This is a genomic window from Bradyrhizobium lablabi (genome assembly GCF_018129385.1).
Lineage (GTDB): Bacteria > Pseudomonadota > Alphaproteobacteria > Rhizobiales > Xanthobacteraceae > Bradyrhizobium > Bradyrhizobium lablabi_C.
Genome location: NZ_JAFCLN010000001.1, coordinates 216,286 through 240,309, shown reverse-complemented (window position 1 = coordinate 240,309; position 24,024 = coordinate 216,286). Strand labels below are relative to the sequence as shown.

The 24,024-nt window shown below is 61.5% G+C and carries 28 protein-coding genes; 11 read left to right on the top strand and 17 right to left on the bottom strand.

Annotated features, from left to right (window positions below):
- The first annotated feature begins 3 nt into the window (after nt 1–3).
- The 3 genes from JQ628_RS01190 to JQ628_RS01180 are packed head-to-tail and all read left to right on the top strand — an operon-like array spanning nt 4 to nt 3,301.
- Nucleotides 4–474: a (2Fe-2S)-binding protein gene (locus JQ628_RS01190; RefSeq protein WP_212217930.1), complete on the top strand. Its 471-nt coding sequence runs from the start codon at nt 4–6 to the stop codon at nt 472–474.
- Nucleotides 471–2,597: a xanthine dehydrogenase family protein molybdopterin-binding subunit gene (locus JQ628_RS01185; protein WP_212217927.1), complete on the top strand. Its 2,127-nt coding sequence runs from the start codon at nt 471–473 to the stop codon at nt 2,595–2,597. The genes JQ628_RS01190 and JQ628_RS01185 overlap by 4 nt, the downstream gene beginning before the upstream one ends.
- Nucleotides 2,594–3,301 (top strand): molybdate ABC transporter substrate-binding protein, encoded by a 708-nt coding sequence (locus JQ628_RS01180; protein WP_212217924.1) that lies wholly within the window; start codon nt 2,594–2,596, stop codon nt 3,299–3,301. Before JQ628_RS01185 ends, JQ628_RS01180 begins: the two co-directional genes overlap by 4 nt.
- Nucleotide 3,302: 1 nt before the next feature.
- Here the strand turns inward: JQ628_RS01180 and JQ628_RS01175 are convergent, their stop codons facing one another.
- From JQ628_RS01175 to JQ628_RS01155, 5 genes are read right to left on the bottom strand one after another with little or no spacing between them, the layout of a single operon-like run.
- Nucleotides 3,303–4,070: an ABC transporter permease gene (locus tag JQ628_RS01175; RefSeq protein ID WP_212217921.1), complete on the bottom strand. Its 768-nt coding sequence runs from the start codon at nt 4,068–4,070 to the stop codon at nt 3,303–3,305.
- On the bottom strand, nt 4,067–4,786 hold the full coding sequence (locus JQ628_RS01170) for an ABC transporter permease (RefSeq protein ID WP_249127389.1): 720 nt from the start codon (nt 4,784–4,786) through the stop codon (nt 4,067–4,069). The genes JQ628_RS01175 and JQ628_RS01170 overlap by 4 nt, the downstream gene beginning before the upstream one ends.
- A gap of 41 nt (nt 4,787–4,827) precedes the next feature.
- The gene (locus tag JQ628_RS01165) at nt 4,828–5,640 is read right to left on the bottom strand and encodes an ABC transporter ATP-binding protein (protein ID WP_212217915.1); all 813 of its coding nucleotides are present in this window, start codon (nt 5,638–5,640) and stop codon (nt 4,828–4,830) included.
- The gene (locus JQ628_RS01160; protein WP_212217912.1) at nt 5,640–6,332 is read right to left on the bottom strand and encodes a GntR family transcriptional regulator; all 693 of its coding nucleotides are present in this window, start codon (nt 6,330–6,332) and stop codon (nt 5,640–5,642) included. The genes JQ628_RS01165 and JQ628_RS01160 overlap by 1 nt, the downstream gene beginning before the upstream one ends.
- A 15-nt stretch (nt 6,333–6,347) precedes the next feature.
- Complete coding sequence (locus JQ628_RS01155; protein ID WP_212217909.1) at nt 6,348–7,274, bottom strand: ABC transporter substrate-binding protein; 927 nt, start codon at nt 7,272–7,274, stop codon at nt 6,348–6,350.
- 91 nt (nt 7,275–7,365) lie between these two features.
- Here JQ628_RS01155 and JQ628_RS01150 point away from each other — a divergent pair, with 91 nt between their 5' ends.
- The 7 genes from JQ628_RS01150 to JQ628_RS01120 all read left to right on the top strand — a co-directional run bounded on the left by JQ628_RS01150 (nt 7,366) and on the right by JQ628_RS01120 (nt 14,030).
- Complete coding sequence (locus tag JQ628_RS01150; RefSeq protein ID WP_212217906.1) at nt 7,366–8,355, top strand: fumarylacetoacetate hydrolase family protein; 990 nt, start codon at nt 7,366–7,368, stop codon at nt 8,353–8,355.
- 46 nt (nt 8,356–8,401) lie between these two features.
- Nucleotides 8,402–9,178 (top strand): cyclase family protein, encoded by a 777-nt coding sequence (locus JQ628_RS01145; RefSeq protein WP_212217902.1) that lies wholly within the window; start codon nt 8,402–8,404, stop codon nt 9,176–9,178.
- Between the two features lie 149 nt (nt 9,179–9,327).
- Nucleotides 9,328–10,635, top strand: coding sequence for an ABC transporter substrate-binding protein (locus tag JQ628_RS01140; RefSeq protein WP_212217899.1), 1,308 nt, complete (start codon nt 9,328–9,330; stop codon nt 10,633–10,635).
- 98 nt (nt 10,636–10,733) lie between these two features.
- The gene (locus tag JQ628_RS01135; RefSeq protein WP_212217896.1) at nt 10,734–11,630 is read left to right on the top strand and encodes a branched-chain amino acid ABC transporter permease; all 897 of its coding nucleotides are present in this window, start codon (nt 10,734–10,736) and stop codon (nt 11,628–11,630) included.
- Entirely contained in the window at nt 11,630–12,622 is a 993-nt protein-coding gene (locus JQ628_RS01130; RefSeq protein ID WP_212217893.1) for a branched-chain amino acid ABC transporter permease, read from the top strand. The genes JQ628_RS01135 and JQ628_RS01130 overlap by 1 nt, the downstream gene beginning before the upstream one ends.
- A complete protein-coding gene (locus JQ628_RS01125) occupies nt 12,619–13,368 on the top strand; it encodes an ABC transporter ATP-binding protein (protein WP_212217890.1) in 750 nt (249 codons plus the stop codon). The genes JQ628_RS01130 and JQ628_RS01125 overlap by 4 nt, the downstream gene beginning before the upstream one ends.
- The gene (locus JQ628_RS01120; RefSeq protein ID WP_212217887.1) at nt 13,365–14,030 is read left to right on the top strand and encodes an ATP-binding cassette domain-containing protein; all 666 of its coding nucleotides are present in this window, start codon (nt 13,365–13,367) and stop codon (nt 14,028–14,030) included. Before JQ628_RS01125 ends, JQ628_RS01120 begins: the two co-directional genes overlap by 4 nt.
- Here the strand turns inward: JQ628_RS01120 and JQ628_RS01115 are convergent.
- The 10 genes from JQ628_RS01115 to JQ628_RS01070 all read right to left on the bottom strand — a co-directional run bounded on the left by JQ628_RS01115 (nt 14,022) and on the right by JQ628_RS01070 (nt 22,089).
- Entirely contained in the window at nt 14,022–14,171 is a 150-nt protein-coding gene (locus JQ628_RS01115) for a hypothetical protein (protein WP_212217884.1), read from the bottom strand. The two genes, JQ628_RS01120 and JQ628_RS01115, sit on opposite strands and share 9 nt — an antisense overlap.
- Nucleotides 14,172–14,321: 150 nt before the next feature.
- On the bottom strand, nt 14,322–15,056 hold the full coding sequence (locus tag JQ628_RS01110; protein WP_212217881.1) for a Crp/Fnr family transcriptional regulator: 735 nt from the start codon (nt 15,054–15,056) through the stop codon (nt 14,322–14,324).
- 384 nt (nt 15,057–15,440) lie between these two features.
- Nucleotides 15,441–16,409 (bottom strand): Bug family tripartite tricarboxylate transporter substrate binding protein, encoded by a 969-nt coding sequence (locus JQ628_RS01105; protein WP_212217878.1) that lies wholly within the window; start codon nt 16,407–16,409, stop codon nt 15,441–15,443.
- 109 nt (nt 16,410–16,518) lie between these two features.
- Entirely contained in the window at nt 16,519–17,358 is an 840-nt protein-coding gene (locus tag JQ628_RS01100) for a phosphodiesterase (RefSeq protein ID WP_212217875.1), read from the bottom strand.
- A gap of 8 nt (nt 17,359–17,366) precedes the next feature.
- Complete coding sequence (locus JQ628_RS01095; RefSeq protein ID WP_212217872.1) at nt 17,367–18,428, bottom strand: ABC transporter ATP-binding protein; 1,062 nt, start codon at nt 18,426–18,428, stop codon at nt 17,367–17,369.
- Complete coding sequence (locus tag JQ628_RS01090) at nt 18,425–19,210, bottom strand: ABC transporter permease (protein ID WP_212217869.1); 786 nt, start codon at nt 19,208–19,210, stop codon at nt 18,425–18,427. Before JQ628_RS01090 ends, JQ628_RS01095 begins: the two co-directional genes overlap by 4 nt.
- 4 nt (nt 19,211–19,214) lie before the next feature.
- Nucleotides 19,215–20,030, bottom strand: coding sequence for an ABC transporter permease (locus JQ628_RS01085; protein ID WP_212217866.1), 816 nt, complete (start codon nt 20,028–20,030; stop codon nt 19,215–19,217).
- A gap of 38 nt (nt 20,031–20,068) precedes the next feature.
- On the bottom strand, nt 20,069–21,076 hold the full coding sequence (locus JQ628_RS01080; protein WP_212217862.1) for an ABC transporter substrate-binding protein: 1,008 nt from the start codon (nt 21,074–21,076) through the stop codon (nt 20,069–20,071).
- A 107-nt stretch (nt 21,077–21,183) separates the two neighbouring features.
- Nucleotides 21,184–21,612 (bottom strand): GNAT family N-acetyltransferase, encoded by a 429-nt coding sequence (locus tag JQ628_RS01075; RefSeq protein ID WP_212217859.1) that lies wholly within the window; start codon nt 21,610–21,612, stop codon nt 21,184–21,186.
- Between the two features lie 90 nt (nt 21,613–21,702).
- Entirely contained in the window at nt 21,703–22,089 is a 387-nt protein-coding gene (locus JQ628_RS01070; protein ID WP_249127387.1) for a portal protein, read from the bottom strand.
- 115 nt (nt 22,090–22,204) lie between these two features.
- On the opposite strand from JQ628_RS01070, the gene JQ628_RS01065 reads away from it, so the two are divergent.
- On the top strand, nt 22,205–22,519 hold the full coding sequence (locus JQ628_RS01065; protein ID WP_249127386.1) for a hypothetical protein: 315 nt from the start codon (nt 22,205–22,207) through the stop codon (nt 22,517–22,519).
- 68 nt (nt 22,520–22,587) lie between these two features.
- On the opposite strand, the gene JQ628_RS01060 is transcribed toward JQ628_RS01065, so the two are convergent.
- Complete coding sequence (locus JQ628_RS01060; protein WP_212217857.1) at nt 22,588–23,412, bottom strand: hypothetical protein; 825 nt, start codon at nt 23,410–23,412, stop codon at nt 22,588–22,590.
- Nucleotides 23,409–23,966 (bottom strand): hypothetical protein, encoded by a 558-nt coding sequence (locus JQ628_RS01055; protein WP_212217854.1) that lies wholly within the window; start codon nt 23,964–23,966, stop codon nt 23,409–23,411. Before JQ628_RS01055 ends, JQ628_RS01060 begins: the two co-directional genes overlap by 4 nt.
- Nucleotides 23,967–24,024 lie beyond the last annotated feature (58 nt).

Sequence of the window (24,024 nt, the reverse complement as noted above, 5' to 3'; positions counted from 1 at the left end):
CCCATGCCAAGCACTCGATTTCGCCTCAACGGCGTCGAGACGTCTATCGACGCCGATCCTGACCGCTCCTTGCTGGACGTTCTACGCGGTCCGCTCGGCGTGACCGGACCGCATTTCGGTTGCGGTGCCGGCGAATGTGGCGCGTGCAATGTGATGATCGATGGCCGTGCTGTGAGTTCCTGCGACACGCCGCTGTGGTCGGTCGCGGACAAGGATGTCACGACGGTCGAGGGTCTCGGTGATGCCGAGCGTCCGCATCCGCTACAGCGTGCCTTCATCGCCGAACAGGCCTTGCAGTGCGGGTATTGCGTGCCGGGCATCTTGATCAGCGCAGCGGCGCTGCTGAAGCAAAATCCCTCGCCTTCCAGCGCCGAAGTCAAGCAGGCGCTCGACCGCAATCTCTGCCGCTGCGGTTCTCAGACCCGGATGGTGCGCGCGGTGCTCCGCGCGGCAAGTGAGATGGCCGCCGGATGAATGTGCCCCAGCCAAAATTGCCGGTGAGCCTCGCAGCGAACCCTAGACTGTCGTCATGGCTGAAATTCTCGGCGGACGGACAGGTGAGCGTGTCGCCTGGCAAGGTGGAGATCGGGCAAGGTATCGTTACCGCGCTGGCGCAAATTGCGGCGGACGAACTCGATGTCGATATCGCGCGGGTGCGAATGGTTCGTGCCTCGACAACGGCGAGCCCAAACGAGGGAGTCACGTCCGGTAGCCTGTCGATCCAGCAGTCCGGTCGTGCGCTACGGCATGCCTGTGCCGAAGTCCGGCAGCTATTTCTCGCCGCCGCGTCGGAGCGGCTTGGGGTAGAGACCGGAGCGCTTGCCGTCGATGACGGCACTATTTCCGGACCCGGCAATGTGCGGACAAGCTACTGGGAACTGGCCGACGAGGTTTCGCTGGATCGGGACGCGTCGCCCGATGTTACGCCAAAGCCCATCCCGCAGCGTGCGCTGGCCGGAAATTCGGTGCAGCGGCTCGACATTCCCGACAAGGTTTTTGCGCGTCCGCGCTTCATTCATGACGCCGCGTTGCCGGGAATGCTTCACGGCCGCGTGCTACGGCCAGAGCTGTCCGGCGCGACGCTCAGCGGGCTGAGTGAGGGAGGTGCCCGCGCCGTTGCAGGATTCGTCGCCATCGCGCGCGACGGCAGTTTCGCCGGTGTCGTCTGCGAGACCGAGAATGCTGCGGAAATGGCATTGAAGGCGCTGCGTAAGGGCGCAACATGGTCTGGCGGAGAGACGCTGCCCGATGAAAGCGACATGGCGGCGTTCCTGAAGTCGCGGCCGGTTGAATCGACGATCATCGATAAAAGGCAAGCGCCCTCGCCCACGGCAAAAAGCCGAACCGTCAAACGGCAATACACGCGTCCTTACATCGCGCATGCATCGATCGCGCCATCTTGCGCGATCGCGCAATGGGACGCAGACAAGGTGCGCGTATGGACGCACAGCCAGGGCGTTTACCTGCTACGCGCCGATCTGGCGCTGGTACTGAGGCTTCCGGTGGAGAATATCACCGTCGAGCATATGGAGGGCGCCGGCTGTTATGGGCATAACGCCGCCGACGATGTTGCGCTCGATGCGGTTTTGCTCGCCAGGGCGGCCGAGGGACGGCCGGTGCGTGTGCAGTGGTCACGCGAGGGCGAGATGTCGCATGCGCCCTTTGGCGCTGCGATGGCGATCGAGATCGAGGCCGATCTCGATGCGAACAATGAAATCGTGGACTGGCGTCACACGATCTGGAGCAACGGCCACGCCGCGCGGCCGGGACGTGCAGCGAAGCCTGCGCTGCTGGCGGCAACAGAGATTTCGAATCCGTTTCCGCGCACGATCTCGACCAACCCGCCGCAGGCCAATGGCGGCGGCGGCGACCGCAATTCGGTGCCGCTGTATGATTTTCCGTCCTGGACGATCGAGAGCCATCGCCTGCTGACCATGCCGGTGCGCACGTCGGCGCTGCGCACGCTCGGTGGACAAGGCAACGTGTTCGCGATCGAGTCCCTTCTCGACGAGATCGCCGCCGAGCGCGGCGAAGACCCGGTTGCGTTCCGGCTGCGTCATCTGAAGGACGAACGCGCAAAGGATGTGATCCGCACCGTAGCCCGGCGAGCGAACTGGAAGCCGGCCAAGCGGCCCGGCATTGGCTACGGCATCGGCTTTGGGCGCTACAAGAACACCGGCGCCTATTGCGCAGCGATCGCGGAGATCGAAGGGGAGGAAGGTATTCGGGTCAGGAAGCTGACACTGGCGGTCGATGTCGGCGAGGCCATCAATCCGGACGGCGTGATCAACCAGATCGAAGGCGGGGCGATCCAGGCGACGAGCTGGGTTCTGAAGGAACGTGTGCGCTTCGATCGTCAGCGCATCACCAGCACCAGTTGGTCGGAGTATCCGATTTTGCGCTTCAGCGAAGTGCCGGATGTGGAGGTCGAGCTGATTCAGCGGCCGGAGATTGATCCGGTCGGCGCCGGCGAGGCGGCGCATGGCCCGGTGACCGCGGCAATTGCCAACGCGACGTTCGATGCACTCGGTGTGCGGGTGCGAAACCTGCCAATCACGCGCGACACCCTGATCGCGGCGATGGACCTGGGTTCATGACGCGACTGAACATCTTGAGCGGGGGCGCGGCGCAAGGGCTGGTCGGAAGTCTCGCACCCGCATTCGCGGCGAAGACGGGACTTGATATTGGGGGAGAGTTCGGTGCGGTCGGCGCCATGGCCGACAAGCTACGCAACGGCGCGCCAACGGACGTTGTCATCCTGACGGCCGCGCTGGTCGCGACACTGGCAGAGGAAAAGCTGGTCGTTCCCGCCACCATCGCTGATATCGGCATGGTCGAGACCGCCCTCGCCGTTCGCGCCGGCGATCCGCCACTAATGGTCAGGGACGAGGCCAGCCTGCGCGAAGCGCTGCTGGCCTCGGATGCGATCTTTGTGCCGGATATCAAGGCATCGACCGCCGGGATCCACGTCGCAAAAGTTCTGGCGAAATTGGGGATCGCCGACGAAGTGGCCGGCCGTCTCCACGTCCATCCAAACGGGGCGACCGCGATGAAGCATCTGGCTGCCTCCGGCGCAAGGCGGCCGATCGGCTGTACGCAGGCAACCGAGATCATCAACACGTCAGGCGTCGTTCTGTCGGATTCTCTGCCGCCGGACTGCGAACTCTCGACCGTGTATACGGCGGGTGTGACGACGCGTGCCGCCCACGCGGCGCAGGCTCAGGAGTTGATAGATCTGTTGAGAGGCGCGGACCAGGAGGAACTGCGTCGGCGCGCGGGCTTTATGAAGGCCGCGGGATAAGTCAGCTTCTGCGGCGATACCTGAGGATCCGCGCTTCCGCGAACGACATCATCAGCGACGTCAGATAACCGATCATACCGAGCAGGATCACACCGGCGAATAAGTCCGCCGAGCGGAACGCGCGGGCGGACAGCAGCACGGAGTGGCCAAGGCCATCGAGGCCTGCGAGGATTTCGCAGACCACCGACAGGATCAGCGCCACGGTGAGACTGAGCCGCATGCCGGCGAGGATGTCGGGGGCCGCCGATGGCAACGCGATCTTGAAGATGACGGCGAGCCGCGACATGTGCAACGAACGAGCCACCTCGTAGAGTCGCGGCTCGACGGCGGCAAAACCGTGAATAGTCGCCAGCAGCATCGGCCAGATCGCTCCGAAGGCGATCACGAACAGCGCCATGCCCTGCGTAAGCCCGAACAGAGCGATGGCGACTGGAATGATCGCCGACACCGGCAGTGGACGAAGGAATTCAAGCGACGGCGCGATATAGCTGCGCATGCTGCGCGACGAGCCAATCAGGGCACCCAATGCGATCCCGGCGATCGAGGCGAGGAACCAGCCATAGGCCATGTGCTCGAGTGTCCCGAGCAGCTTGCTGCCGAGGTCACCGCTCGTGAAGCCGCGTACCAGAGACGCCCAGGCGCGATCGGGCCCCGGGAGAAATACCGGCGACACCAGCCGCAGATCGGCGATCAGTTGCCAGAGGCCGACAAAGCCGGCGGCGACGGCAAAACTGGCGATGCGCCAATAGATCGCCCCGCGCGACGTCATGCCGGATCCCCGACCAGTGCGGCGCGTCCGAACAGGTGGCGCTGCGCCAGATTGAGGCCTGCATTCAGGCCATAACCGATCACTCCGATCCACACGAGATAGGCCAGCATCAGATCCGGCTGGAGCCCCTGCTGTGCGGCCATGATGGCAGCGCCAAGGCCGATCGGGTTTATCGCGATTTCCACCGTCACGGCCACGATCAGGGCGATACCCGCAGCCAGACGAAACGCGACGAAAATGCGCGGCAGCGCCGCCGGGATGATGATTTTTCGCACGCGATCGGCCGGTGACAGGCGCAAGGCCCGGGCAACTTCCATCAGGCGCGGCTCGACTTCCTGCACCGCGGCCCGGCTGAGGATCAGAATTGGCCATACGCAGGCGAAGGCGATGATGGCGATCTCCATGCGGTAGCCGAAGCCAAGCGCGATCAGTGCAATCGGCAAAAGCGCGATGGATGGAATGGGACGGACCGCCTCGACGGTCACTTCCATCAACCGGTCAAACACCTGGAAAACCCCAAGCGCGATGCCGAAAGCCAAGCCGATGGCGCCGCCGATAATAAGCCCGGCAAATGCCGATGCCAGAGTATCTCGCGTGGCGCTCAGGAACGCGCCGTCGCTGATGGCCAAACCGAACGCCGCCGCGATCGCGCTCGGCGGCGCCAGCGAGTCACTATGCAAGTCGACCGAGCGGGCCCATATCTCCAGCGCGGCCAATGCGGCCGCGGGAAACACCAGCCCCTTGAAGCGATCGGGAATCACGCTTCGGATGCCTTGATGAAATCGAAAAGTTCGCGGCGCAGGCGCAGGAATTCGGGGTTCTCGCGCGTCGTCAGTTGATCGCGCGGCCGCGGCAGGTCGATTGTGAGCTCGATACCGATCCGGCCCGGATTGGGCAACAGGCCGATAACGCGATCGCCGAGATAGATCGCCTCTTCCAGATCGTGGGTCACGAAGATGACGGTCATGTTTGCAGCGGCGACCAACGACAGCACCTCATCCTGCAAACCTTGCCGCGTCATCGCATCGAGCGCACCAAAGGGCTCGTCCATCAGTAACGCCTTGGGATCTTGCGCCAGGCAACGCGCGATCTGCAACCGCTGCTGCATGCCGCCGGACATTTCCGCGGGATATTTGCCGGCGTGGTTGGGCAGCCCGACTTTCTTCAGCAGCGCGTCGATGCGAGGCGCGCGTTCCGAGACAGGAACATTGTTGGCTTCCAGCGCCAGCGAGACGTTGCCGGCAGCGGTTCGCCAGGGTAGCAGCGCCTTGCCGTAATCCTGGAAAACGATCGCGATGTCGCGGCGTGGGGTACGCATCGGCTGGCCGTCAAACTCGACCGATCCGCTGGTCGGCTGATAAAGCCCGGCCGCAAGCCGCAGCGCCGTGGTCTTGCCGCAACCGGACGCGCCGATGATGCAAAGGAATTCACCGGGCCTGACCGTCAGGCTCAAATCCTCGACGATCGCCTTACCGCCGAGATTGAGCGCGACATTGGAAAACGCGATCTGGGGCCGCGCGGACTTGCTGGCGCTAGCCTCCCTGGACACCACGAGTGACAACGCCACCATTATTCTCCGTCCGGATAGACATATTGCAGAGTGGATCCGAGGTGCCCCCTCAGCATGGCCTGCGCCCCCGCCACGTCCCGCGCCAGTACTTTATCGGCAAGGCCCTGATGCGCCGCGACGAATTTCTTGCCGCTGTCAAACCCGCGCATCATGACGCGGCGATAGCGGTAAGCCTGATCGTAGAGATCGGAATGTGCCGTCAGCAGCCGTCTTGAACCACAGGCCGCCAGCAGCGAGGTGTGGAACGCCTTGTGCAGCTTGTCGAAATCAGGCGCACCTTCGCGAAACTCGGCAGCATTACGCTCGATGTAGCGGCGCATCTGGTGCAGCGTGCCCAAAATGCCCGCTTCCCAAGCGTCGTCGCCATTGGTGATCGCGAGCTGCAAGGCCTCCATCTCTACCACGGTGCGCATCCGCGTGATGTCGAGCAGATCCTCGCGACTGACCTCGGCCACGCGAAAACCGCGCTGACCGATGCCGACAATCAACCCGCGCGATACCAGCCGCGACAGGCCCTCGCGTAGCGGCGTGGCGCCGATATCGTAGCGACTAACGAGGTCGACAATCCCGAGCCGCGCGCCGGGCGCCAATTGCCCGGAAATGATGTCCTGCTCCACAAGAATGGCCGCGCGTTCGCTCAGCGTATCCCCTGCCGAGACATCTTCCGGCTTCCGGTGCGGCTGTGCGGCCATGGCGACCCCTTCCGGCTATTTCAGGATCAGCTTGTCGAGATCGAGCTTGCTCTGCAACATCTTCTGGGACGACATGATGTCGATCCACCATGCGAGCTGCTCGGGCTTGAGCACTGGCTCGGAGCGGTTCGGTGGGGTGGCCTTGACCAGTTCGATCGGCTGCTTGGTGAATTTCGAGATCGATACGGACACCTTCTCGCGATCGTTGTTGACGATAGGCGCGGCTTCCGCAATCGCAGCGCGGAATTTCTTGATAGTGTCGGCGTTCCTGTTCGCCCAGTCACGCGAGGCGGCGTAGAAGATGATCGGCTCGGTGCGGCCAAGCTCGGCCGCATAGCGCGCGCCGACAGTACCCAGCCCGGCGTTCGTCATTCGCGTCACGAACGGCTCGCCGGTGAGCACGGCATCGACGCTGCCCGACTTCACGATATCCATCATGGTCGGAAAGGTCACCTCGACGAAATTGACTTTCCTGGGATCGACCCCCTTCTCGACCAGCCACTTCACGAACAGAACATGCAGGAAGGCGCCAAGCCCGGGTGCGCCGACCTTCTTGCCGACGAAATCCTTGGGCTCGTTGATGGTGATGCCGTTGCGAACGAAGGCGGCCACATTGTTGTTGGTGACAGGGCTCATCACCGAGGCGCCGCCGACCGCAACCAGATCCAGTCCGCCATCAGCGGCCTGCAAGAACACCGTCGAGGTCGGGCCGCCGATCTGGATCGAGTTGGAAAGGATGGCAGCCGGGATATTCGAATTGATGCCGATCAGCACCATCTCGGCTTCGATGCCATGCTTCTTGAAGATGCCTTCGTCGATCGCGAGCATCGCCGAGGCGCAGTCGGAGGTCGCGGTGCAGCCGATCTGGATCTTGTTCTGGGCGAAAGCGGGCCCGGCCGACAAGAGAGCGGCTGTCGCCGCGGCCGCCAACAATCTGGTCATTTCACGCCTCCCCGTGCGATATTTCCCATCGCCTCTTGTTTATCGATATTTTTAATGATCATATATTTTAGGAAATCACAAGGGGGCGGCCATGAAACTGGCGACATTTCGATCGGATGGCGGGGAAAAAATCGGGATGGTACACGATGGGGATGCCCGGCTGTTCGATCTAGCCAGGGCGGCAGGGCGCGACGGCGGCAGCAACCCAGCCTTCGCATCGATGCTGTCGCTGATCGATGCCGGTCCCTCGGCGCTCGATCAAGCCAGCCGCCTGTTCGAAAAGCACGGCAAGGACGAGACGCTGTCCGAGAATGTTGCCAGCGTGGACATCCTCGCGCCGGTGCCCGAGCCGCGGCAGATGCGCGACGGCATGTCGTTTCCGCTGCACATCCTGCAAGCGCCGCGCGGACAGCTCAAGCTCGCGGCGCGCGCCAAAAACGACATGGCCGAACTGGCGCGGATCGATGCGGAGCCGCTGGGAGAATTACCGGAGGTCTACCGCAAGCAGCCGATCTACTACATCACCAACCGCTTCAGCGTGCGCGGCACCAACACGACCGTGAAATGGCCGCGTTACAGTCAGGTGATGGACTATGAGCTCGAATTCGGCATCGTCACGAAGAACAGGGGTGCCAATATTTCCGCAGCTAAGGCCAAGGACCATATTTTCGGCTACACGATCTTCAACGATTTCTCCGCCCGCGATGCACAGCGTATCGAGATGGATGGCCGGCTGGGGCCGGCCAAGGGCAAGAGCTTTGACGGCGGGAATGTGATGGGACCCTGGATCGTGACGCCGGATGAGATCGGCGATCCCTACAAGCTGAAGATGGAAGCGCGTGTGAACGGCGAGATGCGCTCGCGAGGTATTTCGGAGGGCATGCTGTTTTCGTTCGAGGAGATCATCGAACACGTCACCAAGGATGAAACGCTGATGCCGGGTGAATTCATCGGATCGGGCACCGTCGGCAATGGCTGCGGGCTGGAGCTCGGATGGTACCTGGAGCACGGCGACACCATCGAGCTCGAAGTCGAGAAGATCGGAATCTTGAAGAACAGGGTTGAACGGCAGAGCGCCTGACCCGTTAGAGCACAATCAGAAGAAAGTATCCGGGAAGGAATACGCGATGGCGCGCAAATTGATCGACATTTCGGTGCCGCTGCAAAACGACGTGCCGGCCGATCCGCCGGGCGGGCACCCGACGATTCAATACATCGATCATCAGCAAGGCCTGCCGCGCATGCTGCAATTCTTTGAGGGATTGAAGGCGGAGGATTTGCCTGACGGCCAGGGCTGGGCGGTCGAACAGGTGCAGCTCTCGACCCACAACGGCACACATCTCGACGCGCCCTGGCACTTTCATCCCACCATGAACCACGGCGAGCGGTCATGGACGATCGACGAAGTGCCGCTGGAATGGTGCCTGCAACCGGCCGTAAAGCTTGACTTCCGGCATTTCCCGGACGGCTATGTCGCCACCGCCAAGGACGTCGAGGCGGAGCTGAAGCGCATTGGCCACACGCTATCGCCGCTGGAGATCGTCGTCGTCAACACCAGCGCGGGCGCCAAGTACGGCCGGCAGGACTACGTCACCTCAGGCTGCGGCATGGGATACGAGTCAACGATGTATCTTCTGGAGCGCGGCGTGCGGCTAACGGGCATCGACGGCTGGAGCTGGGATGCGCCATTCGTCTACACCGCGAAAAAGTATGCAGAGACCAGGGATGCCAGCCTGATCTGGGAAGGCCACAAGGCCGGACGGCATATCGGCTACTGCCACATCGAAAAGTTGCACAATCTCGAACTGCTGCCCTCGACGGGCTTCATGGTGTCATGCTTCCCGGTGAAGATCGAACGGGCCTCCGCCGGATGGACCCGGGCGGTCGCCATTCTCGACGGCTAGATGACTTGTAGACGCAAGTCTGCGACGATGGCTTCCATAGACGCGCGGAAAAAGGCCGCCTAAACTCCCCTTAAAATTCCGACGCCGGATCAGCCTGCGCGGGAACGGCCAGCGGCCAAACCGCAGGGCCACAACATGGGGAGGAGATCATGAACCGTCTTTCGCGGGCTCGCCGCGCTGTCACGCTTGCATCTGCGGCCGCCATATCACTGGCTCTCGCCGCTCCCGCATCTGCGCAGGAAACCTTCAAGCTCGGTATCGTGACATTCCTGTCCGGACCCGCCGCCGACAGTTTTGGCGTCCCGGCCCGCAACGGCGGAACATTCGTCATCGATCAATTGAACAAGGGTGGCGCCCCCTCGCCTTACGAAAAAGTCGGGTTCGGCGGCATGAAGATCGAGCCCATCATCATCGATGAGAACGGCGGCGCCACCAAGCAGGTACAAGAACTGCGTAACCTGTATCAGCGCGATAATGTCGACGCCGTGCTCGGTTATATCAGCTCAGGCGACTGTCTTGCCGTGGCGCCGATCGCCGAAGAGCTGAAGAAGATGCTGGTGCTGATGGATTGCGGCACGCCGCGCATCTTCGAGGAAGGCAAGTACAACTACGTGTTCCGTACGGCCGCACATGCCACAATGGATAACGTTGGCCTGATCCGCTACATGAAAGCCAAGAACGTCAAGATGGAGACCCTCTCGGCGATCAACCAGGATTACGCCTGGGGACAAGACAGCCGGGCCGACTTCGTCGCCGCAGCCGGGCAGCTCTATCCCAATGCGAAGCTCGTGACCGATCTGCTGCCGAAATTCGGCGCCGGTCAATACGGCACCGAAATCTCAGCGCTGGTGAGTGCCGGGTCGGACGTGGTCTATTCGAGCCTGTGGGGCGGCGACTTGCAGTCCTTCATCCTACAGGCATCACCGCGCGGCCTGCCTAAACGCAGCCAGCTCGTGTTCAGCGCGGCCGACCACGTGCTGCCGCCGCTCGGCGACAAGATGCCAGACGGCACCATCATCGGTGCGCGCGGCGCCTACGGCTTGATGTCGCAGAAGTCGCCGCTGAACGATTGGTTCTTCAAGGGGTATGAAGGCGCCAACGGCGTTTATCCGGTGCAGGCGGCCTATCGCATGACGCAGGCGATCCTCGGACTGAAGGCCGCGGTCGAAAAGGCGATGGCAAAGAACGGCGGCAAGAAGCCGTCCACGGACGAACTGGTCGCCGCCATGACCGGCCTCGAATGGCAAACTCCCGGCGGCCTGGTCCAGATGAAGCTGGCAGACGGCCACCAGGCGATCCAGTCGATTGGCTTCGGCCGCACCAAGTACAATCCGGACCTGAAGCGGGTCGACCTTGTCGACATCCAGTATTTTCCCGCCGAGTGCGTCAATCCGCCGCCGGGCGTGAAATCGCTGGACTGGATCAGGGGCGGCATGCAGGGCGCCAAGTGCAATTGATCGGCGCCGGCGGCAGATGACGCAACGATGCAGCGGCACGAACGGACGCGTTCGCGCCGCTGTTTGCTGCCCGCAACTTCCCGCCTAAACTGGCAGCCATGAATTTCTTCCTGACCATCATTGTTGACGGCCTGATCCAGGCTTCCTGGCTGTTCATCGTGGCGCTGGGGCTCACGCTGGTGTTCGGCGTGCTGAAGATCCTCAACATCGCCCATGGCAGCTTTTACGCCATCGGCGCTTATGTCGCGGCCACCGTGGTGACGCTGGTTGCGGCACACCGCTTGCCGCCGAGCGTCGGATTTGTCGCGATGCTATTCGCAGTGGCACTGATTGCCGCGGCCGTTGGGCTGTTGCTCGAGCGCGGTCTCCTGAAGATGTTTTATGGCCGCGACGAGGTCGTGCTGTTGCTCGTCACCTACGCCGTGTTCCTGATCCTCGAGGATGTCACCAAGCTGATCTGGGGCGTCAATCCGATCTATGCGACGCAGCCTTACGAGCTGTTCGGCAACCTCGAATTCGCCGGGCTCTACTATGTCGGCTACGACCTCGTCCTGATCCCGATTTCCGCTGCGATCGGCTTTGCAATCTGGTTCGGCCTCAATCGCACCATCATGGGCAAGATCGTGCTGGCGGTGATCCATAATGAGGAAATGAGCGTCAGCATGGGCGTGCGGGTGAACCGCGTCTATGCGTTCGCGTTCGCTTTCGGCGTGCTGCTGGCGGCGCTCGCAGGCGCCCTGACGGCGCCGAAAATATCGATGCAGCCGGGCCTCAGCTCGGATGTGATCATCCTGAGCTTTGCCATTGTCGTGATTGGGGGATTGGGCAGCGTGGAAGGCGCTGCCGTGGGCGCGATCCTGGTCGGCCTCGCGCGGGCGGCCTCGGTGCACCTGATGCCACAGGCCGAACTATTCATGATCTATCTGATCATGGCGGGGGTGCTGCTGTTCCGCCCCGAGGGCCTGTTCAAGCGCGAGACGGCAAGGCGGATCTGATGAACAAGGGCATGCATCCCCTGGTCATGATCGGTCTGGTCGGGGCCGTCACCCTGTTCGGCCGCCTGCTGCCGACCTGGACCTTGTCGCTTGCGACAATTGCCGCTGCCAATGCGCTGATTTCACTCGGTATTGTGGTGCTGGCGCGGACCGGCAATATCTCGTTCGGCCAAGGCCTGTTCTACGCCGCCGGCGGCTATGGCGTCGCATTGATCGCCAATGGCTGGGGCCTCACCGACGCGGTTGCGCAGGTGATCATCGGCGCTGTCTGCGGCGGCGTGCTTGGCCTCGTGATCGGTCCCTTGATTGCCCGCTACAGCGGCATCTTCTTTGGCATGCTGACACTGGCGCTTTCGATGGTGTTTTACGGCGCGCTGGTAAAATCCACGGCGCTCGGCGGCTCGGACGGATTCAACGTCGGGCGGCCGACCTTGTTCGGCATTGGTTTTTCCGATCCGCGCGAGGCCGACTTCATGCTGTACGCGGTATCGGTGATCACGACTGGCCTTGCCGGCATCGCTGCGACCATCCTGTTTCGGTCCGAATTCGGCCTTGCCAGTCTCGCCGTTCGCGAAAACAATCTGCGCGTCGAGTATCTCGGTCTTTCCGCCAACCGCATCATCTCGCTCAATTTCGTGATTGCCGCGATCTTTGCTGGCGCCAGCGGCGCGTTTGCGCTGATGGCACAGCGGCATATCGATCCGCAATTCGCCTACTGGACCACATCAGGCGAATTCGTCTTCGTCGCAGTGCTCGCCGGAAACCAAAGCGTGGCTGCCGTGTTCGTTGCCTCGATGGCGCTGGAGCTGGTGCGCTCGTTCTCCAATCTCTATCTGCCCAACACCTGGCAGCTCGTGCTCGGCGTTTTCCTGCTCGGCGTGATCCTGTTCCTGCCACGAGGTATCGGTTCGCTCTGGGTCCGGGACCGGCGCCGGAAGAGCACGCCCGCAACCGCATCGGAGGGCACGACCAAGAAAGAGGTGGTGCTGTGAAGCCGGTCCTTTCCGTGCGCGGCCTCGACAAACGGTTCGGTGCGGTCGTCGCCGCCGACGCGCTTACCCTCGACATCCCCGTCGGCCAAAAGGTCAGCCTGATCGGCGCCAACGGCGCTGGCAAGACCACCTTCGTCAATATGGTCACCGGCTACCTGGCGCCGGACAAAGGATCGATCGCGCTTGACGGACTGGATATCGGTGGACGCTCGCCGCGCAACGTGGCCAAGCTCGGCATTTCGCGCTCGTTCCAGATTCCGCAACTGTTCATTGAGCTCACCGCCGCGGAAAACCTGACGGTGGCTATTTCCGGCGCCGGCACGAGGGCGTTGTCATTCCAATCGCCGGCAGGCGCGCAAGAGCGCCACGACAAGGCAGTGGAACTATTACGGCGTTTTGGCCTGGCCGACCTCGCCGACCGTCCAATCTCGGAGCTCGCGGGTGGCGTGCGCAAGCTGATCGACATCTCCATGGCGCTGGTGCGCCGGCCGAAACTGCTGCTCCTGGACGAGCCGACTTCCGGCGTTTCGGCGGAAGAGAAATTCGCCACCATGGACCGCGTCATCCATGCGGTGGCACCCGATGCCTCCACGGTCGTCTTTGTCGAGCATGACATGGAGATCGTCAACCGCTACGCCGATCGCGTGGTCGCGTTCTACCAGGGCCGCATTCTTGCCGACGGCGAACCAGCCCATGTTCTGAAGGACAAGGAAGTGCGCCGCTACGTCACCGGGGGCACACAATGAGCACAGCGGCGCCCCTGCTCGAGATCGACAATCTCGTCGTTGAAATTCAGTCAATGCCGGCGCTGCGCGGCTTTTCCCTGCACATTGCGCGCGGCGCCATGGTGGGCCTGGTCGGCCGCAACGGCGCCGGCAAGACCACCCTGATGCGCTCGATCATGGGCCATCTGAAGGCGGCGCGAGGCATCATTCGCTTCGAAGGCATCGATCTCGCCGCCCGGCCGCGCCACGACCGCGCCGCGCTCGGCATCGGCTACATGCCGGAGGATCGCTGCCTGGTACCCCAACTGACGGTGGAGGAGAATATTCTGCTGCCGCTGTGGGTCGCCGATCACATTGACCGCAAGGCGCGACTGGAGTTCGTTTACTCGGTGATCCGCGAACTCACAGAGATGCGGGACCGCAAGGCGCTGCTGTTGAGCGGCGGCCAGCAGAAGCTGGTGGCGCTCGGGCGCGCGCTTGCTATCGGCACAAAATGTCTGATGCTCGACGAACCGTTTGAGGGAATCGCGCCCGCGCTGTCCGAACGGCTGTCAGAGGTCCTGGCATCGCTTCGAGGCAAGGACCTCACCTTGCTGATGTCGCAGTCGGACATGAACCATTCGCGCGGCTTGATTGACGCCGAGTTCACGATCGAACGCGGCGCCAACCTGATTTCAGCCTGATACCAGATGCCCCATTTGGCTGACGACATAAGCGATTAGGGCCACCGCCGCCAAGATTGGCAAAGCGATCAGCTTGATATTCCAGTTGCGGTAGATGCTGTGTTCGTCGTCTTTCGGTGACCGGTCGAACGAGCCAGGCATGGACGCCTCCATGGTGTGGATCTGCCTACCCGGAAGTCACATACCGCAGTGCACGCAAGACCCCTGTGAAATGCTTCACATGCCTCATCAGTTTCACCGGCTTGTGAGGTTTGCCGCAAGTTGGATGAGAAATCGCGGCAGTAAGTCGCTCTAATCGCTGTCGTCCGCCGATCCGGCTTCAATCAGCGCCTGTAGCGGCTCGGGCTTCAGCACGACGATGGCACCATGCTCGAGCCGGACCCAGTCACGCGCGGCCCAAGCGCGGAGCTGCTTGTTGATGCTTTCGCGGGTCATGCCGACCATTTCGCTGATTTCTTGCTGGGTAACGGCGATGGTCCGTCCGCCCTGTGCGCCCTTGTGCCTTTCCGTCAGCCGTAACAAGGCGCTGGCGAGGCGGCCCGGAAGGTCCTGGAGAATGATCTGCTCGACCTGATCGCTGGTCCAGCGCAATCGAGTGCACAACAACTCGATGAACTTCATCGCCAGCTCCGGCTGGCTGCGCAAGAATGGAATGAAATCGCGGCGATCGATGATGAAAAGCTCGCAATTGGTATTGGCGATCGCGTCGGCCGTGCGGGGCTGCCTGTCCAGCAGCGCAATCTCGCCAAAGATCTCGCCGGGACCGATCAGGTTCAATATTGCGTTGCGCCCATCGGGCGAAGAGACGCTAATCTTGACCGTGCCGCTGATGACCGCAAACAGGCTGGTGCCCGGATCGCCCTTTGAGGCGATCGTTGCTCCACGCTTGAGCGTGGTGTGCTTGGCGTAGCGGCAGAGCTGGTCGAAGGCGTCAGGCTCCAGATCGGCAAAATACGGATGCTTGCGCAAGACGGATAATTTGCCGCCCGCCGATCCGCGAGTATCGCCTTTGTTGTCCTGAGGCACGCCGGGTAGAACTCCAGGAAGGATCGGGGGAATCCTTCCTTCCGTAGTCAACGGCGGCGGGCTTTTCAACCACAAACCGCCTTTTGGGCCGCGCTTGGGGGTCGCAGGGCAGATATGACCGTCAGCGTGAAAACCGCAAGCGCGACAAGACATCGCCACCAGCCAGTAAACCCAACCGAGCGCGGCGCCCGGTCACCGCGGGAGGGCCAAGCCGCCCCCAAAACTATGGCAATCCGGAGAAAGCTGGTCCGCAAAGGGACCGTCGCCCTGCCCGACCCTGATAGGCTGAAACAGCATCATCGAATGGCGGTGAAGGCATAGTCAATCCCGTGGCGTGGAAATAGCCGCTCGCTGCCAGAACCAGATCCTCGGCATGGGCAGAAGCTACTCATTCGCAATTCCCATTTCCTTGATGACGCGAGCATATTTGGCAAGCTGATCCCGCGTCATGACGCGAAGTTCCTCCGCCGAACTGCCACGCGCCGCAAATCCCAACTCCTCGAGCTTGCGGTGAACTTCGGCATCGCCGAGTGCCTTCAAAACCTCGGCGTTCAGCCGGCCGACAATCTCCTTTGGCGTGCCGGCAGGCGGCAGCATCGCAAACCAGGAATTGAAGAAAAAACCAGGTAGTCCCGATTCTGAAACGGTGGGTACGTCGGGAAATTGCGTCAGGCGCTTTTCGGTTGTCACCCCAATCAGTCTTAGCTGGCCGCCGCGAACCAACGCAGCAACCGTTCCCAGCCCCTGAAAGCCGACCGGAATCTGGCCGGCGGCGACGTCGGTCGCGGCCTGCGTCGCGCCTTTGTAGGGCACATGAGTGAGCGAAATGCCGGCACCGGCAGCAAACATCGCCATCGCCAGATGCTGCGGGCTGCCAGGACCGCCCGAACTATAGTCGATCTTCCCGGGCGCGGCCTTGGCGGCGGCGATCAGATCGGCCGCCGACCTGAAGCTTGTACGGTTGTTTGTGACCAGCCCCCACTCGACGGTGGCTACCAGCGACACCGGCTCAAAATCCTTCAATATGTCCCACCGCATCTTCGACTGTAGATTGGGGACCATGGTCATGATGCTGTCGTTGAAGCCGCCGATCGTATAGCCATCCGGCTCCGCCCGCGCGACTTGTTCTGCGCCGATCAGTCCGGAAGCGCCGGGCAGATTCAGGATGACGATTTGCTGGCGCATATTATCGGCCATCTTCTGCGTCACGATACGCGCAGCGACATCGACCGCACTCGCCGCCGCCAGCGGCACGATCATCTTGATCGGCCGGTCCGGGTAGGTGGATTGCGCGGCAGCTTGAGAACCAAGCAGCAGCGCAAACGGCAAGGCCAGAAAACGAAACGCGCGCATCGGCTCCCCCCAAAATATCAGGCGACCGCTGCGAGCCGGCCGTCGTTTTTTGGAAGAAGAATGCGCCCTCCTGGTCTGCTTTGCAATCGCTCGGAATGAGGGCGATTATCTAGAGCAGTTTTCCGTCCGGCCCAAAAAACGGATGCGGTCCATCAAACTTGCCTATCGGCACGTGGTGCGTCACCACGTTGCCGAAGTCAGCTCCTGGAAACCAGGTGTGGAGATGAAAGGCCGGCGGCTCGACCCTGAACGACGGCTCGCGCAATTCGGCCAGATCGAGATCGACCGCGTGATTGGGCGCCGGACAGATCGTCGTGGGAACGCCGGCAAATGTCGTGAAGGTGGCGCGATGAACGTGACCGGTGGCGATGAGTTGCACGCGAGGATGACGCTCGACAATCGACACCAGCTCACCGGCATTGAGCAGATTCTGGCGGTCCATGTGCCCGATACCTGTCATGAATGGAGGATGATGCAGGAACAGCAAGGCCGGCCTCTCCGGCGCCGATGCGAGCGTGGCGTCAAGCCACGTCAGTGTTTGCGCATCAAGTTCACCATGCGGCTTGCCCGGCACGCTGGAGTCGAGCAGAAGTAGAGCAAGGCCGTCGATTTCAATTCGCTGGTTGAGCGGCCCGTATTGAAAGGCGTAATCGGCCAGCGGAAGCGCCGCGCGCATCAATTCGCGCGAATCGTGATTGCCGGGAACCGCAGCGAACGGCAATTTCAGTGGCGCCAGCAAATGCCTCAGATTTTCGTATTCCTCATCCGTCGGCGTATCCGCAAGATCACCTGAGATCACCACGAAATCGGGCGCTGGATCGAGTTCATTCAAGGTGGTCACGCAACGCTCAAGAGCGCTCGCAGTATCGACGCGGCCATAGGCCAGTGTACCCGGAGCCTTGATGTGCAAATCGGAAATTTGCGCGATACAGACCGGCTTGGACGGCATCGATGTCCTCAATCCTCCAGCGGCAGCAGCCGAACCGATTCCGGCGCAACCAGCAATCCAACTTCCTCACCGGGTCTTACCTGCACCGCGTTGGGGGCATCGACCGTGAGCGGTTTCCTTGATGTGCCGCTGATAACAAGACGCTGCCGATCACCGACAAAGCTGACGCTGTCTATGGTCCCTGACAGCGGCGCTCTGCCGGCCTCAACCACTTGAATGGTTTCGGGGCGGATCATGGCAACGGCAACCGCAAGATTGATGCCGCTTCGTAGCGGCTGCCGCCCTCCCGACAATACCAGATGACCATCCTCGACGGGAGACTCGATGATGTTCGCGGCGCCGATGAATTCAGCAACAAAGCGATTCCGCGGCGTGAAGTAAATCTCACGTGGCGTGCCGATTTGGGCGATCGTCCCCTTCCGCATGACGACGATGCGATCGCCTAGCTCCATCGCCTCGGCCTGGTCGTGGGTGACATAGATCGTGGTGATGCCGAGGGCGCGCAGAAGGCGGTTGAGCTCGCCGCGGAGGCGGTCGCGCAAGGCGGCATCGAGCGCGGTCAGGGGCTCATCGAGCAGCAGGATGCGCGGCCGGATCGCCACGGCACGCGCTAGCGCAACACGCTGACGCTGGCCGCCGGAGAGCTGGTCGATGCGGCGATTCTCAAGTCCCGCGATGTTTGTCAGCGCCACCAGCTCGGCGATCCGCGCGGCCCGCTCTTGCCGGGGTACGCCCCGGACCTTTAGGCCATAGCCGATATTGTCGGCTACGCTCATGTTGGGAAACAGCGCGTAGGACTGAAACACCATGCCGACATTGCGTTGTTCGATGGGTTCCGAGGTCACGTCCTTTCCGTCGAACAGCACCGTTCCACCTTCGTCAGGCAACTCAAGCCCGGCGATGATGCGCAGCATGGTGGTCTTGCCGCAGCCTGACGGCCCCAAAAGCACCAGCGTTTCGCCGCGCGCGATGTCAAGCGTGGCCGATTCAAGCGCGCGGGTACCGTCGGCAAATGTCTTTCCGCACGCCTGAACGCTCACCGATGCGCCATGCCCATTCGCAGTGCTCATTTCCGCTGCTCCCTGTCGGCGAATAGCTGCATCGCCACCAGCAACGGAATGATCATGATGAAAAAGATCAGCGTATAGGCGGATGCCACCTCGAGCCGCATCGACGCATAGCTGTCCGCGAGCCCAATCGGCAGTGTCTTGGTGAGCGGCGTGTGCAGCATCCAGGTGAGATTGAACTCACCCAGCGAAAGCGTGACGACCATCAGCGAGCCCGCCAGAATCCCCGGCATCGCATTGGGCACAATAACATCGCGGAAGCGGCGCCATGGTGAAGCGCCGAGCGAGGCCGCTCCCTCATCGAGGGTCTTGATATCGATAGTCCCAAATACCGCCAAGACGGAGCGCACCATGAAGGGCATGGTGAAGATGACGTGGCCCGCCAGAATAAAGAGCCAGGACCGGCGGAAGTCGCCAAAGCCGCCGTAGGTAAGCAGCAGAGCCAGTGCGATGGCAAGGCCCGGAATGGCCAGCGGCAGGGTGATCAGTTCCTCCACGACGCGTGCAAGGCGCCCTCCCCGCACGTGCAAGGCATAGGCGGCGGGGACGCCAGCCAACAATGTCACGGCCAGTGTTGCGAACGCGACGACAAAGGACAGCAGGATCGTGCCAGCATAAAGTTCCCACACCTGGACGATCCACTGCAAGGTCACGCCGGACCGGATGCCGCGAAAGTAGCTGACGGTGACCCCGGCAGAGATCGACAAGGCTGCTGGCACCATCAGAAATGCAGCGACAGCAAGCGTAAAGACAAATTGACCGGCGAAGATCAGGCGGTATCGCATGATCTCATCCTGCTGCGGCGACCGCGCTACCGCTGAACGAACGGGCGAGCGCGAGGATGAGCCAGGTGATGAGACCGAGGCCGACCGACAAAGCTGCCGCAGTGGCAAAATTCGCGGCGAGGGTGAACTCGGTATAGATCAGCATCGGCAGCACGTCGATGTTGGTCGCAAGCGTAAAGGCCGTGCCGAACGCGCCCATCGCGGTCGCAAAGGCGATTGCACCGGAGGCGACAAACGCCGGCGCCAGCGCCGGCAAGACAACGTCGCGCTGCACCGCCCATGGGCCCGCACCGAGCGAACGGGCGGCTTCCTCTAAGCCCGTATCGAGCTTCTGCACTGCCGCCATAATGGTGAGGATGACGCGCGGGATCGAGAAATAGAGATAGCCGAGAAATAACCCATAGATCGAGTAAGCAAATACCAGCTTCTCGCCGAATACGCGGCTGGATAAATCGCCGATCAGCCCTTGCCGCCCGGCGAGCAGGATGATCATGAATCCGACGACCACGCCCGGGAAAGCCAACGGAAATGTCAGCATCGCGATCAGCACGGCACGGCCGGGGAAACGATGCCGCTGAAGGAACATACCGGCAATCGTCGCGACGATCAGCGTCACGCCGGTGGTCGCGGCCGCCAGCAGGACGGTGTTGATCAGTGTCGCGCGATAGCGCGGCTCGATCAGAATGGCGAGATATGCCGCAAATCCCTGTGGCCCCTCGGCGCCCGTCACGACGAGACGCACCATCGGCAACAGGAAGAATGCCGCCGTCACCATGACGAGCGGCAACAGACAGGACCAGACAAAGGATTTTTGCGACATCAAGAAATGCTGCCCCCAGGCGAGGACAGCATATTGCCTCAGCGGACCTCGGCGAGATAGCGGTCAACGAAACCTTTTTGCACGTTTTCCATCTGTCCCCAATCGACATTGGCCGCGCGGGCATAGTCGCTGTCCGGCAAGAACTTCTTCTTCACCGTCTCGGGCAGCTCGATCGGCCGCGCCGGACGGAGATAGGCATTGGTCCAGATCGCCTGCCCCTTGTCGGACAGCAGATAATCGATCACCTTCTGGGCCTTCTCCTTGTGGGCGGCATTCTTGACGAGGCCCACGACATAAGGAAACACCACCGAACCCTCGCAGGGGATCACGAATTCGAAATTGCCCTTTTCCGAATACTTTGCGCGGTAGGCGTTGAAATCGTAGTCGAACAGGATCGGCATTTCGCCGGAAACGACGCGGGCGTAAGACGTCTGCTTCGGTACGATCGGATCGTTCTTTCGAAGCTCCTTGAAGAAATTGATCGCCGGGTCGAAGTTGGTCGCCGAACCACCCAGTGCCAGATTGACCGCGACCGCACCGACATAGCCAACCGCAGCAGACGATGGATCAAGGTAGCCGACCATGCCCTTATAATCGGGCTTCAAAAGGTCCTTCCAGCAGGCCGGGACCGGCTTGCCGCCGAGCGCGTCCTTGTTCACGAACAATCCGAGGGTGCCGGAATGGATCGTGGTCCAGTAACCATCGGTATCCTTCAATCCCGCAGGGACCTGATTCCAATTAGCGGGCTTGTACGGCTCCAGCGCATCTTGTGCCTTGGCCTTCATGCCGAAGGTGACGCCGAAATAGCCGATATCGCCGACAGGGTTGTTCTTTTCAGCCAGGACTTGCGCGAGCGCCTGGCCGGAATTCTTGTTGTCGTGGGGAATGTCGTAGTTGAGATCGGCCTTGATCGCCTTGAGCATAGAAGCCCAATCGGCCCATTCCGGCGGACAATTGTAGCAGATGACATCAGCCGCTCTGGCGGGCTGCCACGGCGCGAACACCGATAACGCGAACAAGGCAAGGACAAAGCGGCGAATTTTCATAGAGACCACCCCGATTCGGTCGGCTGCGCGATTGGCTTCTGCATCCACGGGACCAAGTATAGACCACATATGAAGGTTTTGCGACGCAACGTTGGGGTGTGCGTCGGCTAGACGATGAACTTCCTCCAGTAAAGTGTGTTCGGCCACGCCCACGGAACGCGGGGCTTGAAGAGGCGATAGCCGGCGCGAATGAAGTTGTTGGCCGAGGGAAGATTGTCGGTCGTGTCAGAAACAACCTCGCGCCAGCCGTTGCGCCGCGCGCGCAATTCCAGCGCACGCATCAATCGCAATTGAAGCCGCCTGCCCTGGTGCCGTTGGAGTACCCCGACCCTGCTGAAATATCCGGCGTTGTCCGCATGCGTGGACGGCACGATGCCGGCAAAGCCGACCGGCAATGCATTGCTGTATGCAACCCACCAGTGTCCATGTGCGAAATCCGGCAGCGGAGCGCCGTCAAAGAATGTCAGACGATGAAGATCTGCCAGGGTCTCGGCGACATCTTCGTCGTCTCCATCGACCTCGCGAATTCGGTACATCGGCCAGATTTCCAGAACTGTTCGTTGGACCGTCGATTTATTTGCCCAGCATGATCTTGATGCCGAGCCAGAGTGCGCCGACGAGACCCGTCACGACAGCAGCGCGTCCTTGATGAAGGAATACAGCACCATGAAGCCCGGGTTCTGCTGCATGAAGACATGATTGACATAATCCGTCTCCTGCTGTGCCGCAGCCTCGTCTTCCGGGCCGACCGGCTCGAACCGCACGACTTCATCACTGCCGGCGAAAATTTCCATCAGCGGCGGCATCAGGCCTTCAATGGTGTCGGCGACATCCGTCGACACGGCGCGCGAGCGGCCATCCTGCGCCGGCATATCCTTGCTCATGTCGCCGAGATAGTAATCCATCGCGTCGGCGCGTTCCTCCATCAGCCGCGCCGCGGAGATCGCCGCCAGTGCATTGGCCTTTTCCGCAGCAAGCATCGCCTTGAGATCGGAAGTCGACATTTTGGGCATCGGTATGTCTCGTTTTCAGGGAATGGAGCCGTCAGCTCCGATTAAATCGCTGTCTGGTCAAACCCGACTCGGATAGGCCTGAGCTTCCGCAAGCCATGACCCCAGGAGTACACGCTTGGCCAACCCTCCCGATATCGACCCGACCGGCAAGGGGCCGGTGCCAGTCTTCGAAAACCGCAACGACGTCCCGACCATCTATTTCGATATCGCACCGGCCTACGGCGTCATGAGCGGCATCGTTCAGGTAGAGCTGGGCGCGCGCATCCTGGTCCCGCATCAGGATGACTCCGTGGATGTCAGATTCGTCTCATGCGGCAGATTGCGATGCAGCGCGACGGCCGCCATGCATCTGCGCAACGCGCTCGATGCGTCGTTGAAGATGCTGGAACAGCCAGCGCCCAATCCGGTCGGGGCGTCGAAGCTGAATTGACGTTCGACCCAAGCTCCGGCTGTCGATCCCGCTATAGATCCGCTACAAGCCTGGCACGCCCGCCGAATTCAGCGCCCCCGAACGAACCATGGTTGTGTCGAGCGGAAAGCTCCATGCCACGCTTCATCGTATGGGGAAAGTTCAAACGGCGCCTGGCCTTGCGGATCGTCGCCCGCCAGCGCGTTGATGCGGCCCAAGAGACCGCCCGTATATTTCATGTTGTCGGAAATCCGCGGCGCGTCCTCCGCCCTGTCTTGACCGGTCCAGGAAGCCGGCGGCTGCCCGACGAACCTCCCGCTCAGGACTCGCGGCGGCCTGCCGCCAAAGCCTCCGGATTCAGCTTCGGCTTGTGGCGACATCGGATGAGATGCGCTCAGGCCGACTTCGTCCTTGTAAATCCGACGCGTCCGATCGCTGCGGTGCTCCCGAGGAACGCCGTAAAGAAGTCGCTCAGACGGCCCAGGTTGCCAATTCGGACGACTGTCGGAATTCAGGGTATTTTGGTCCCACGGTTCATCGGTCCCGGGCCATGCGTGGTACTCACCGCGCAGGAAGTCCGGAAGTTGAAAGCCCTGGCTTGCCCCTTTCACAGCGCTCGCGGCACCCCCGCCAATCATCCGACTGTTTCCCAAGCCGACTCCGAGAGCCACTCTGCCGAGATCGAACACGGATCGCGCGACTGCATAGCCTGATTGACGTCCACCATTGGGATCGAACAATCCGGCCTGCGAATCCGGGCCGGAGGATCTGACGATTACCTCCCCATCGCCGACAAGGTTGCCGTTACGGTCGATCTGGCGAACCCGCTGATAGTAATATCCATTCGGATGCTGGATTGGCTTCGATATCTGGTATTGCAAGTCACCGAAAATGACCGACCGACTGTCGCTCACAGCAGTTCCTTTCTAATCCGAAAGAGTTCTTCCTTGGCCGCCTGTGATTTTGCCAGCCCGGCCAGACCGAGCAAAAACAACTTGTGCGGGCTGACACTTCTATTGAAGACGTAGATATTCTTCGAAAGGCATCTTGCGGACTTCGCTTGCGCGCTGTCTGCCCGCTCGCAGACAGAGACGGAGACAAGATAACGCGCGAACTTGTCACCGAGCATCACGTTGTAATCTCGCCCGGAGATACCGCTGATATCGAGTTCCCAGGGACATTTCCCGGCATCTCTCTCCATGAACACATCCCTGACCGAAAGCGAGCTCGCGATGTCTTCGGACAATTTGGGATCGGCGTATTCCTTCCGATCAAAAACAATTCTGCGCGCGTCGATCGAAACGCAGCTAACGCCGTCGATCGGCAAGTCATCCCGGTTCTGAAACAGCCCGACCTGGTACTCGGCGGAAAAATCCGGCTCGTACATTTCAAGTGCCCAGATGGCTAGGCAGGCGAGAACCAGTGCCCACGCGCCAAGGGCAACCTGGTTCACCAGCGGGATTTTCATCGGTGTAGCCCCGGCACGACGGGAGTGTTAAGGCAAACTAGAACAAAACGCGAACATC

Bases quoted from the DNA above. Each gene is read 5' to 3' on its own strand.
- JQ628_RS01160 (WP_212217912.1), bottom strand. From the start codon at position 6,332: ATGGCCGCACAGCCGCACCGGAAGCCGGAAGATGTCTCGGCAGGGGAT.
- JQ628_RS01175 (WP_212217921.1), bottom strand. From the start codon at position 4,070: ATGACGTCGCGCGGGGCGATCTATTGGCGCATCGCCAGTTTTGCCGTC.
- JQ628_RS01140 (WP_212217899.1), top strand. From the start codon at position 9,328: ATGAACCGTCTTTCGCGGGCTCGCCGCGCTGTCACGCTTGCATCTGCG.
- JQ628_RS01075 (WP_212217859.1), bottom strand. From the start codon at position 21,612: ATGTACCGAATTCGCGAGGTCGATGGAGACGACGAAGATGTCGCCGAG.
- JQ628_RS01100 (WP_212217875.1), bottom strand. From the start codon at position 17,358: ATGCCGTCCAAGCCGGTCTGTATCGCGCAAATTTCCGATTTGCACATC.
- JQ628_RS01130 (WP_212217893.1), top strand. From the start codon at position 11,630: ATGAACAAGGGCATGCATCCCCTGGTCATGATCGGTCTGGTCGGGGCC.
- JQ628_RS01155 (WP_212217909.1), bottom strand. From the start codon at position 7,274: ATGACCAGATTGTTGGCGGCCGCGGCGACAGCCGCTCTCTTGTCGGCC.
- JQ628_RS01135 (WP_212217896.1), top strand. From the start codon at position 10,734: ATGAATTTCTTCCTGACCATCATTGTTGACGGCCTGATCCAGGCTTCC.
- JQ628_RS01115 (WP_212217884.1), bottom strand. From the start codon at position 14,171: ATGCCTGGCTCGTTCGACCGGTCACCGAAAGACGACGAACACAGCATC.
- JQ628_RS01165 (WP_212217915.1), bottom strand. From the start codon at position 5,640: ATGGTGGCGTTGTCACTCGTGGTGTCCAGGGAGGCTAGCGCCAGCAAG.
- JQ628_RS01120 (WP_212217887.1), top strand. From the start codon at position 13,365: ATGAGCACAGCGGCGCCCCTGCTCGAGATCGACAATCTCGTCGTTGAA.
- JQ628_RS01145 (WP_212217902.1), top strand. From the start codon at position 8,402: ATGGCGCGCAAATTGATCGACATTTCGGTGCCGCTGCAAAACGACGTG.
- JQ628_RS01190 (WP_212217930.1), top strand. From the start codon at position 4: ATGCCAAGCACTCGATTTCGCCTCAACGGCGTCGAGACGTCTATCGAC.
- JQ628_RS01080 (WP_212217862.1), bottom strand. From the start codon at position 21,076: ATGAAAATTCGCCGCTTTGTCCTTGCCTTGTTCGCGTTATCGGTGTTC.
- JQ628_RS01105 (WP_212217878.1), bottom strand. From the start codon at position 16,409: ATGCGCGCGTTTCGTTTTCTGGCCTTGCCGTTTGCGCTGCTGCTTGGT.
- JQ628_RS01150 (WP_212217906.1), top strand. From the start codon at position 7,366: ATGAAACTGGCGACATTTCGATCGGATGGCGGGGAAAAAATCGGGATG.
- JQ628_RS01095 (WP_212217872.1), bottom strand. From the start codon at position 18,428: ATGAGCACTGCGAATGGGCATGGCGCATCGGTGAGCGTTCAGGCGTGC.
- JQ628_RS01185 (WP_212217927.1), top strand. From the start codon at position 471: ATGAATGTGCCCCAGCCAAAATTGCCGGTGAGCCTCGCAGCGAACCCT.
- JQ628_RS01085 (WP_212217866.1), bottom strand. From the start codon at position 20,030: ATGTCGCAAAAATCCTTTGTCTGGTCCTGTCTGTTGCCGCTCGTCATG.
- JQ628_RS01090 (WP_212217869.1), bottom strand. From the start codon at position 19,210: ATGCGATACCGCCTGATCTTCGCCGGTCAATTTGTCTTTACGCTTGCT.
- JQ628_RS01070 (WP_249127387.1), bottom strand. From the start codon at position 22,089: ATGCCCAAAATGTCGACTTCCGATCTCAAGGCGATGCTTGCTGCGGAA.
- JQ628_RS01055 (WP_212217854.1), bottom strand. From the start codon at position 23,966: ATGAAAATCCCGCTGGTGAACCAGGTTGCCCTTGGCGCGTGGGCACTG.
- JQ628_RS01180 (WP_212217924.1), top strand. From the start codon at position 2,594: ATGACGCGACTGAACATCTTGAGCGGGGGCGCGGCGCAAGGGCTGGTC.